Genomic DNA, 10,689 nt, shown 5'->3' with positions numbered 1-10,689 from the left:
ATATCTAATTATATAAATTACTCAAATTAAGATTACTTTTCTTCATAAAATGTTACATTCTTTATTACTATATCTATAGTCCCATCTTGATTTTGCTTTACAGTATATTTCATTGGGTCTTCAAAATCAGTTAGGTTACCTTTTATATCAAAACCATTATCAGTTTTTATACTTCTCTTTTTGAGCTTTTTCTCAACCCATTTTTTATCTATGCTAAAACCTTCATCAAGACCTTTTTCTTCCATGTGCTCTTTAAAACTACCTTTTAATTCTTCATCCTTAATTGAATTATCAACAAAATCATTTATATCAACTTCATGTTTTTCTTTTAATGTATAATTTAATATACTTCTTACATCTTCTGCTTGCTTTATATCATTACTAAGAGCATTAGTTATCCAATTTTCAGCTGTATTTTTAAATACTTTTGTCTTATACTTATCATCATCTATTTTTTTAGCATTCAAAAATTCTGTTACAAACTTTGATTCTGAACCCTCTTTTTCTGCATCTTTGTCTAAGAGTCTTAGATGAAACTCATCATTCATTCCACTTAATCCAATTAAAGCCCCTTGCTTTTGTCTTATAGTCTCTGGAATTCCAATTTCATTTGATACCATTTGAATATTAAATTTATCATCTACAAACTCAATTGAATGAGTATACAGTTTTTTATAATCTAATTTCAATATAGCAACACTCTTCTCATCTTTTACAGTATACAAGCAAATTGCCAAATCACAAGATTCTAATACCGCATTAATCTTCATGACATCAAACAGATAAGATGCTATTTCTTTAGAATTTTTTAAAAATGAACTTTCATCATATATTATTTGTTCACAACAATTTTTGATTAGATTGTCATTATAATCTTTAAAAATCCCTTTTCTTAAATCTTCATCCTTTGAAATTCTCTTTATTGCTTTTTGAAAAAATCCATCTACTTCTTGATTAACTTTCCCTTCAAAATCATTTAATATTGGAACATCACTATTTTTATCCAAAACATGTATTATAAATTTATGTATTATCATATATATCACCCCATCTATCTTAATTTCGACATTAACTCTTGCATATCCTTTGGTATATCTGTTTTAAATTTTAAAATTTCTTTTGTTCTTGGTTGCTCAAACTCTAAGCTATATGCATGAAGAGCTTGCCTATTTATAAGATTTTCATCTATATAGCCATATAACTCATCACCTATTATTCCATGCCCTATATGAGCCATATGCACCCTTATTTGATGTGTTCTACCAGTTTCTAACTTTACTTCTAGTACTGTTGCATCATTTAATCTTTCTACTACTTTATAATGGGTAACAGATGCTTGTCCTCTTTCATCTATTACTCTCTTTATTGAATCCTCTTCAGGTCTATAAATTGGTTCATTTATAGTTCCCTCATCTTCCTCTATAATCCCATTCACTACTGTTATATAGGTTTTTTCAACTTTATTTTCACTCATTGCTGTAGACAGAGTATGATGTGCATAAGCATTTTTTGCTATTATAACAAGTCCTGAAGTGTTCATATCAAGTCTATTCACAAATCGTATTTTTACATTTTCTTTATGTTTCTCTATATAATAACTAATACCATTTGCTATTGTATTATCATAGTGACTTTTAGTTGGATGAACTACCATAAATGGTGGCTTATTTACCATAATTATATCAAAATCATCATGTACTATTTGTAAATTTAAATCTTGTGGCTTAAAATTTGCTTTTTCTTCGTCTATTTTTACCTCTATTAAATCACCACGAGACACTTTTAAGCTTGGTTTTTTATATACACCATTTACTAATACACTTTTTTCTCTTTTCATCCTTGATAATGACCTAACTGAAAAATTTAGCTTGTCCAACAAAACTTCTTTTAGAGTCATTTCCTCTTCATTTGTATATGATATAAGATTATATTTTTGATTTTCTTTTTTAAACAAACTTTTACCTACTTTCTTTTATATCTTCAAAACAATGATATTATATATTTTACACTATTTTTGTTTAATAGATAATAATTATTTTTTAACCATAAAAACCTGTAAGAATAACAAATAGTTACTCTTACAGGTTAAATTCATGGTTAAATGTTTAATTTTTAAAAATTATAATCTAAAACTATCTTTTAACTATTAAAGTAGTTCCCATTCCACCACCTATACAAAGTGTAGCTAAACCAGTTTTAGCATCTCTTCTCTTCATTTCATATAAAAGTGTAGTAAGTATTCTTGCTCCTGAGCATCCTATTGGATGTCCTATAGCTATTGCTCCACCATTAACATTAACTTTAGCCATATCTATGTTTAAATCTTTTACTACTGCTACAGATTGAGCAGCAAATGCTTCATTAGCTTCAACTAAATCTATATCTTCAATAGTCATATTAGCAGCTGCTAAAGCTTTTTTAGTTGCTGGAACTGGTCCATATCCCATTATTGTAGGGTCAACACCAGCTGTTCCATAAGAAACTATAGTTGCAAGAGGTTCTATTCCTAATTCTTCAGCTTTTTCTTTAGCCATTACTACTAACATAGCAGCACCATCATTGATTCCTGATGCATTACCAGCAGTAACTGTTCCATCTTTTTTGAATGCAGGTCTTAATTTAGCAAGTTTTTCCATTGTAGTACCAGCCTTAATATATTCATCTTTGTCTACTACAGTGTCACCTTTTCTTCCTTTTATAACCACTGGAACTATTTCTTCGTCAAATTTTCCTTCAGCTTGAGCTTTTTCAGCTTTATTTTGACTTGCAAGAGCTAATGCATCTTGTTCTTCTCTAGTTATATTCCATTGTTCTGCTATATTTTCAGCAGTTATACCCATGTGATAGTTATTAAATATATCTGATAATCCATCTTTTATCATTGAATCAACAAAAGCAGTATCACCCATTCTTGCACCATATCTAGCACTTGGTACTAAATAAGGAGACATACTCATGTTTTCAGCTCCACCAACTAGCATTATATCAGCGTCCCCTAATGCTATAAGTTGAGATGCCATTGAAACAGATCTTAATCCAGAACCACAAACTATATTTATAGTCATAGCTGGTTTTTCTACTGGTATTCCTGCACCTAATGCTATTTGTCTTGCTACATTTTGACCAAGACCTGCTGTAAGTACTCCTCCTAAAAGTGATTCATCTATCATATCTGGAGTTATATTAGCTCTTTTTATAGCTTCTTTAGCTGCTGTTATCCCTAGCTCTACTGCTGAAACTGATTTAAATGCTCCTCCAAAACTTCCTACTGCTGTTCTAGCTGCACTGGCAATTACTACTTCTCTCATATTCATTACCCCCATTAAATTAGATTTTTATCAGATTTTTGAGATTGTTTTTTTTTAGACAATATCAATTAAATTTTTTAGATTTAAGTTCTTATTTATTATAATCATAGAATCCTATTTTAGTTTTTCTTCCTAATTGATTAGCTCTAACCATTTTAGCTAAAAGTGGATGAGGTCTATATTTAGTATCTCCAAATTCAGTATATAAAACGTTCATTATAGCTAAAACAACATCTAATCCTATTAAATCACCTAATGCTAAAGGTCCCATTGGATGGTTTGCACCTAATTTCATAGCTTCATCTATTTCTTCTTTGCTTGCAACACCATCTGCATATATACCAACAGCTTCATTTATCATAGGTATAAGTATTCTATTTACTACAAATCCAGGAGATTCAGATACATCTACTGGTACTTTATTGATACTCTTAGATAATTCAAATACTGTATCAAAAGTAACTTTTGATGTTAATTGGCCGCTTATAACTTCAACTAATTTCATCATAGGAACTGGATTGAAGAAATGCATTCCTATAACTTTATCTGCTCTATTAGTAGAAGAAGCTATTTCTGTTATAGATAATGATGAAGTATTTGTTGCTAAAATAGTATCGTCTTTACATAACTCATCTAATAATTTAAAAACATCTTTCTTTATGTTCATATCTTCTACAGATGCTTCTATTATTAAGTCCATATCTTTTAAATCTTCATAGTTAGTAGTTGAACTAACATGACTTAATATTTCTGCTTTTGTAGCTTCATCCATTTTTCCTTTAGTAACTAATTTAGTTAAATTTTTATCTAATAAGCCTAAACATTTATCTATAGCACCTTGAGTTCTACTCTTTAAACATACATCATGACCACAACTTGCAAAAGTTTGTACAATACCACTTCCCATAGTTCCACTACCTATTACAGCTAATTTCATAGTTATAACCTCCTGTTATTTTAGTATTTATATTCTGTTAACTAGATTAAAGTATTTATTCAATCTAGTTAACAGCAAATATATTTTTAATTAGATTTGTTTACCCTTTTATAAAGTTAGCTTCTCTTTTTTCAACAAAAGCTGACATTCCTTCTTTTTGGTCTTTAGTTGAAAAACAAAGTCCAAAGAAATTAGATTCTATATCTATTCCAGTATCTATATCAGTTTGAGCACCAAGTTGTATAGCTTCTTTAGAGTATCTAACTGCAAGTTGAGCATTCTTAGCTATTGTTTTAGCTAGTTTTTCAACTTCTTCCATTAAAGCTTCTGGTTCAACAACTCTATTTACTAGCCCTATTTTTTCAGCTTCATCAGCTTTTATAACTTGACCTGTAAAGATTAATTCTTTTGATTTTGCCAGTCCAACCAGTCTTGTAAGTCTTTGAGTTCCGCCATAACCTGGAGTTATTCCAAGAGTTACTTCTGGTTGACCAAATTTAGCTTTAGCAGATGCAATTCTTATATCACATGCCATTGCAAGTTCGCATCCTCCACCTAAAGCAAATCCATTTACAGCAGCTATTATTACTTTTTTACTATCTTCTATTTCTCTAAAAGCTTTAGCTCCTAAAAGACTAAAGTCTTTAGCAGCTACAGCATCTAAATCTTTCATATATGCAATATCTGCTCCAGCTACAAATGCCTTTCCTTCCCCTGTCAATATTACTACATCGATAGTTTCATCATTGTTAATATCTACAAACACTTCATAAAGTTCTTCTAAAGTTTTTGAATTTATTGCATTAAGGGCTTTAGGTCTATTCATTTTCACTGTACATATATTTTCATTTACTTCAACAGCTACATTCTCATAAACTTTAACATCGCTTGTACTCATAATACCCTCCCCAAGAAATTAGTTAGCTAAAACTTCACCTTTTTCTTTTGCAACACTTAATTGACTTATAAGTTCTGGAAGTACTTTGTGAACATCTCCAACTATACCAACATCAGCATATTTGAATATTGGAGCTTCTGGGTTTTTGTTTATAGCAACTATAAACTCAGCATCTTCCATACCAGCTATATGTTGTATTGCTCCAGATATACCACATGCTATATAAAGGTCTGGTCTTACAGTTTTACCAGTTTGACCAACTTGTCTTGCCTTATCTAACCATCCTGCATCTATAGTTGCACGAGAACCAGAAACTTCTCCACCTATAATTTCAGCTAATTCATAAAGGATGTCTAAATTTTCTTTTCCGCCCATTCCACGTCCAGCAGAAACTAATATTTTAGCATCTTCTATTTTAACTTGTTTTTTAGCTTCTTTTATTATTTCTACAACTTGAACTAATTTATCAGCTTCAGTAAATTCTACTTTAAAACGATTAATTACAGCTTCTTTAGTTTCATCAACTTCATTTTTCTTCATAACTCCTGGTCTAACTGTAGACATTTGAGGTCTGAAATCTTTACAAACTATTGTTGCCATTATATTTCCACCAAAAGCAGGTCTTGTCATTAATAATAATTTTGTATCTTCAGCTACTGCAAGTCCTGTACAGTCAGCAGTAAGTCCTGTATGTACTCTAGCAGATACTCTAGGTGCTAAATCTCTACCTATTGAAGTTGCACCAAATAATACAACTATTGGGTCAGCTGCTTTTATTGCTTCATATGCAGCTTTTGTATATGGTTCAGTTGTATACACTGCTAAAGCTTCATCATCTACTACTATTACTTCATCAGCTCCATAATGTGCTAATGTATCTATTAAATCTTCTACCTTACTACCTAAAAGTAATGCAGAAACTTTTGTATCATAATCTTTGGCTATTTCTGTTGCCTTTCCTAATAATTCTAAAGAAACAGTTTGAATTACATTTTCTCTTTGTTCTATTACTACTAAAACGTTACCCATTCTTTATCCCCCCTTAATTATATGATATATTTTTCTTTTAATTTATCTATAATAATTCCAGCTGAATCTTTTGCATCTTCATTGTATATTGTACCAGCTGGTTTAACTGATTTCGTAAATGATTTAAATACGCTAGTTGGAGAACCTTTTAGACCTAAGTTAGAAGGGTCAACTTCTATATCTTTTACAGTCCAAGTTTCTACTACATCATTTTCAAAAGAATCATATATTCTTCCAACCTTCATGTATCTTGGTGTGTTCATATCTTTAAGAGTTGTTATAAGGCATGGCATTTTAACTTTTAAGTCATGACAACAATCTTCAAATTGTCTTTTTACTAACACATATTCGCCTTCAGTTTTTATTTCTTCAGCATATGTTATTGATGGAAGTTTTAAATGTTCAGCTATTTGAGGTCCAACTTGTGCAGTATCACCATCTATAGCCTGTCTTCCAGCTATTATAATATCAAAATCTATATTTTTTAATGCTCCTGCTAATGCTGATGAAGTTGCCCAAGTATCAGCACCTGCAAATGCTCTGTCTGTTAATAATATTCCTCTATCTGCACCCATTGCTAAAGCTTCTTTTAAAGCCATATCTGCTTGAGGAGGTCCCATTGTTATTACAGTTACATGAGCTCCCATTTCTTCTTTTAATCTTATAGCTTCTTCTAAACCTGCTTTATCATCAGGGTTTATTATACTTGGTACTCCATCTCTAATTAAAGTACCTGTATTAGGATCTAGTTTAACTTCTGTTGTATCTGGAACTTGTTTTATACAAACGACTATCTTCATAAATCCTTCCTCCATATCTATTTTAATATCGACCTATTGTGTATATTTTAATATCTCTATTTTAATAATTTTCCTGAAATAACCATTCTTTGAACTTCACTAGTTCCTTCATATATTTCAGTTATCTTAGCATCTCTCATCATTCTTTCTACTGGATAATCACGAGTGTATCCATATCCACCATGAAGTTGTACAGCTTTTGTAGTAACTTCCATAGCTGTTTCTGCTGCAAATAATTTTGCCATTGCTGCTTCTACTCCATAAGGTTTTCCTAAGTCTTTATTTATAGCTGCTTGATATACAAGATGTCTAGCCGCTTGTATTCTAACTTCCATATCAGCTAATTGGAATTGTGTATTTTGGAATCTTGATAGTGGTCTACCAAATTGTACTCTTTCTTTTACATATTTAACTGTTTCATCAAGAGCACCTTGTGCTAAACCTAAAGCTTGTGCTGCGATACCAATTCTACCACCATCAAGAGTAGACATTGCTATCTTAAATCCTTGACCTTCTTTTCCAAGTAAATTTTCTTTAGGTATTCTACAATCTTCAAATATTAATTCACTAGTAGCTGAACCTCTTATACCCATTTTCTTTTCTTTAACACCAAAGCTAAATCCAGGAGTTCCTTTTTCAACTATAAATGCTGAAATTCCTCTATTACCTTTAGACTTATCAGTCATTGCCATTACTACGTATATATCACCAGCTATTGCATTTGTTATAAATATTTTTGAGCCATTAAGTATGTATTCATCTCCATCTAAAACAGCAGTTGTTTGTTGTCCAGACGCATCTGTACCAGCATTAGGTTCAGTAAGACCAAATGCTCCTAATTTTTCCCCATTTGCTAATGGTCTTAAGAATTTTTGTTTTTGTTCTTCATTACCATATTGATATATAGGCCATGAACCAAGAGATGTATGAGCTGATAATATAACTCCTGTAGTACCACAAACTCTAGACAATTCTTCAACTGCCATTATATAACCTACAGTGTCTCCACCTTCTCCACCATATTCTTTTGGATATGGTATACCCATCATTCCTGCTTTTGCCATTTTTTCCACTGTTTCATAAGGAAATCTTTCTTCTTCATCAAGTTCTGTTGCTAAAGGTTTAACTTCATTTTCAGCGAAGCTTACATATAACTCTTTAAGCATCTGATATTTTTTAGAATTTAAATCCATAATAGCCTCCTCAGTATTTTATAAATATTTTATTTTCATTTATTAATTAAAATCTCGGCAACATCTATAATAAAGTATTTGAGTATACGTCGAGAAATTTATAACCTTAATTAAAGTCCGCCCTATATTTATATGTAATTACATTAACCGATTATGACATTAATTTAATTATAAATTGTTAATTTAAAGTCAACTGCACTTAAAAAAAATCTCGCTTTTTGGAATTTTGTGAAATTTCAAGCTAGAATAAGACTTCTCTCACAATGGTTATAGATAAAATAATTTGTTTACGATACTCATTCTAGGGTATATCAATAGTAAATGTTATGTATATTAGTATTTCAACCCATATATAAATTTTTTCTATCGTATCAAAATTATTTTAATAGAGCTAAATAATCATATTTTTTTGTGATTATTTTTATTTTTTAAATATCTTACATCTATAATAGTATCACTCAAAGGATAATTTTTCAATAATTTCTAATTATTTTTTTAACAATATTTACTACATTTTTTCCATTTTTTTGTCATTTTTTTATTATTTTGAAGAAAAATCAGAATTTTTTAACTTTATTTTGGATTATTAGTTTAAATTAGATTTTTCTCTTAGATTTATAAATATTTTCCACATAAAAATATCCCTATACAAATTGTATACAGGGATATTTTTTTACTAATTTCAACTATATTTTTTACCAATTTTTACAAACATCTACCCATTTCTCACACTTAGAAAATTTCTCCATCTCATCACATGTAAGTTCTATTGCTGAATTACTGCTCCCACATGCAGGAAATACTGTATCAAATCTCTTCATTGAATCATCTAGATATACTTTTAAAGAATTTTTTAAACCAAATGGACAAACACCACCAATAGCATGTCCAGTAAAATCTAGAACTTCTTCTGGTGCTAACATTTTAGCTTTACAACTAAACTCATCCTTGTATTTTTTATTATCAATCTTAGCATCTCCAGCTGTAACAATTAAAATTGCATCCTCTCCTATTTTAAATGAAAGAGTCTTCGCGATTCTAGCTGGAATAACTCCTGCCGCTTCTGCCGCAAGTTCTACAGTAGCACTAGATTGTTCAAACTCTAGTATGCTATCTTCCCTTCCAAATTCTTTAAAATACTCTCTTACATTGCTTATTGACATTGAACACCCTCCAAATCTGAATATTTATAAATTTCATACTATTTTAATTATATATGTAATAACTTTATTTTTCAATTTTTTCAAATTACTCCATAACATTAGAATTCCATACATCATTATTTTTTCCAACTACTAGATATAAACCTTTTGCGATAGGCATTTCCACAGTAAATTCACCCTTATATTCTACACTCATACCAGAGTCATTAAAATACCTATAATCAAAGTTTAACCCCTTTGGAATCACAAAATCGACATAACCTTGATTATTCGACTTTATCCCATAGTTTAAGGTTTTTTCAGTTATAGAATTTTTTTCATTAAATAAATCTATATTTACATAATAAGAGCATTTATCCTCTCCTTTTTTACTCTCTATACAATTCTCAAATCTCATTTTTGCACTGTTTAACCTATAACTGTATTTACTATTATTACTTATTTTAAATCTTATAACAGTACCAATTTCTTCACTTCTTCTGCTATCAAAATCAAAAACAATTTCCTCTAAATGATTTATTTCATAATCTTTGACACTTACCATATCTCTATATGCTAATTTATTTATAGCTATGAATAGTGTAAAAACTCCCAAAATAAAAATTGAAACTTTTATAAACTTATTCATTTCTAATCTCCTTATATTTTACGCTATAATATTAATTAAAAACTTTTATAATTAAACTTATTCTTTTTTGAAATCTTAATAGAAAAATACATAGATATTATAAAAATTATTATAGTCAAAAATGTCACACTGTATAGATTTATATATCTAGTATTAGTCATATCAGTAATATAATTTGAAAGGTATACGCCTCCTACCTTACTATAATTAACATGCTTTACTTGATATACTATCATACTAACCATTCTTAAAAGACTCCCATATACAAAATAAATTAAAATACTTATTATTAATCCACAAATTTTCATTTTTCCATATCCAAATTTAAAAAATAAAGGAAGTACTATTGATAAAATTGCTAAAAATATATTTATAGAAAAGAATACGTCATTTAAAACCATGCCTCTAAAAAACACTAATGATGTCAATTTACTTATTAAAGATGCAATTGTTGTTATAAAAATTATTAATCCCACACCCAATAAATACTTTGAATACACTATATCCTCGATACTAACTGGCATACTTCTTATAAATATTCTCGAATCACTTTCATAATCACATTCAAATGTATTCACAAAAATTAAATAACCTATGACAACACTTACTGTATAATACGAAATTGAATTCAGGAAAAAATAAAAAACAAAAAACAACAAAAAACAAAACAAACAATACAATCAACACTATCTCAAACCAAAGATACCGCACTGAAGACACTCAGACAAAACCA

General features: G+C 29.5%; 11 protein-coding genes. All 11 read right to left on the bottom strand.

Annotation, left to right across the window (positions count from 1 at the left end):
- Positions 1-32: 32 nt before the first annotated feature.
- Positions 33-1,037 (bottom strand): nucleoid-associated protein, encoded by a 1,005-nt coding sequence (locus tag KGF50_RS17670; RefSeq protein WP_227849281.1) that lies wholly within the window; start codon positions 1,035-1,037, stop codon positions 33-35.
- A 14-nt stretch (positions 1,038-1,051) separates the two neighbouring features.
- Positions 1,052-1,954, bottom strand: a complete 903-nt coding sequence (locus KGF50_RS17665) for an RluA family pseudouridine synthase (protein WP_227849280.1) — start codon at positions 1,952-1,954, stop codon at positions 1,052-1,054.
- 178 nt (positions 1,955-2,132) lie between these two features.
- A complete protein-coding gene (locus tag KGF50_RS17660; RefSeq protein ID WP_227849279.1) occupies positions 2,133-3,308 on the bottom strand; it encodes an acetyl-CoA C-acetyltransferase in 1,176 nt (391 codons plus the stop codon).
- Between the two features lie 91 nt (positions 3,309-3,399).
- A complete protein-coding gene (locus tag KGF50_RS17655) occupies positions 3,400-4,245 on the bottom strand; it encodes a 3-hydroxybutyryl-CoA dehydrogenase (protein ID WP_227482163.1) in 846 nt (281 codons plus the stop codon).
- A 100-nt stretch (positions 4,246-4,345) separates the two neighbouring features.
- Positions 4,346-5,143, bottom strand: coding sequence for an enoyl-CoA hydratase-related protein (locus tag KGF50_RS17650; protein WP_227849278.1), 798 nt, complete (start codon positions 5,141-5,143; stop codon positions 4,346-4,348).
- An 18-nt stretch (positions 5,144-5,161) separates the two neighbouring features.
- Positions 5,162-6,172, bottom strand: a complete 1,011-nt coding sequence (locus KGF50_RS17645) for an electron transfer flavoprotein subunit alpha/FixB family protein (protein WP_227849277.1) — start codon at positions 6,170-6,172, stop codon at positions 5,162-5,164.
- A gap of 17 nt (positions 6,173-6,189) precedes the next feature.
- Positions 6,190-6,972 carry an electron transfer flavoprotein subunit beta/FixA family protein gene (locus KGF50_RS17640; RefSeq protein ID WP_227849276.1) on the bottom strand — a complete coding sequence of 261 codons (783 nt, stop codon included), beginning with the start codon at positions 6,970-6,972 and terminating at the stop codon, positions 6,190-6,192.
- Positions 6,973-7,028: 56 nt separating this feature from the next.
- The gene (locus KGF50_RS17635; RefSeq protein ID WP_227849275.1) at positions 7,029-8,165 is read right to left on the bottom strand and encodes an acyl-CoA dehydrogenase; all 1,137 of its coding nucleotides are present in this window, start codon (positions 8,163-8,165) and stop codon (positions 7,029-7,031) included.
- 695 nt (positions 8,166-8,860) lie between these two features.
- Complete coding sequence (locus KGF50_RS17630) at positions 8,861-9,328, bottom strand: YbaK/EbsC family protein (RefSeq protein WP_227849274.1); 468 nt, start codon at positions 9,326-9,328, stop codon at positions 8,861-8,863.
- Between the two features lie 85 nt (positions 9,329-9,413).
- A complete protein-coding gene (locus KGF50_RS17625) occupies positions 9,414-9,956 on the bottom strand; it encodes a hypothetical protein (protein WP_227849273.1) in 543 nt (180 codons plus the stop codon).
- A gap of 35 nt (positions 9,957-9,991) precedes the next feature.
- Entirely contained in the window at positions 9,992-10,627 is a 636-nt protein-coding gene (locus KGF50_RS17620; protein WP_255655053.1) for an ABC-2 transporter permease, read from the bottom strand.
- Between the last annotated feature and the right edge of the window lie 62 nt (positions 10,628-10,689).

The sequence above is a fragment of the Clostridioides sp. ZZV15-6598 genome (genome assembly GCF_020657705.1).
GTDB classification, from domain to species: Bacteria; Bacillota; Clostridia; order Peptostreptococcales; family Peptostreptococcaceae; genus Clostridioides; species Clostridioides difficile_F.
Note: the sequence above shows the minus strand (reverse complement) of the source record. Positions and strands in the feature narration are given on the sequence as shown.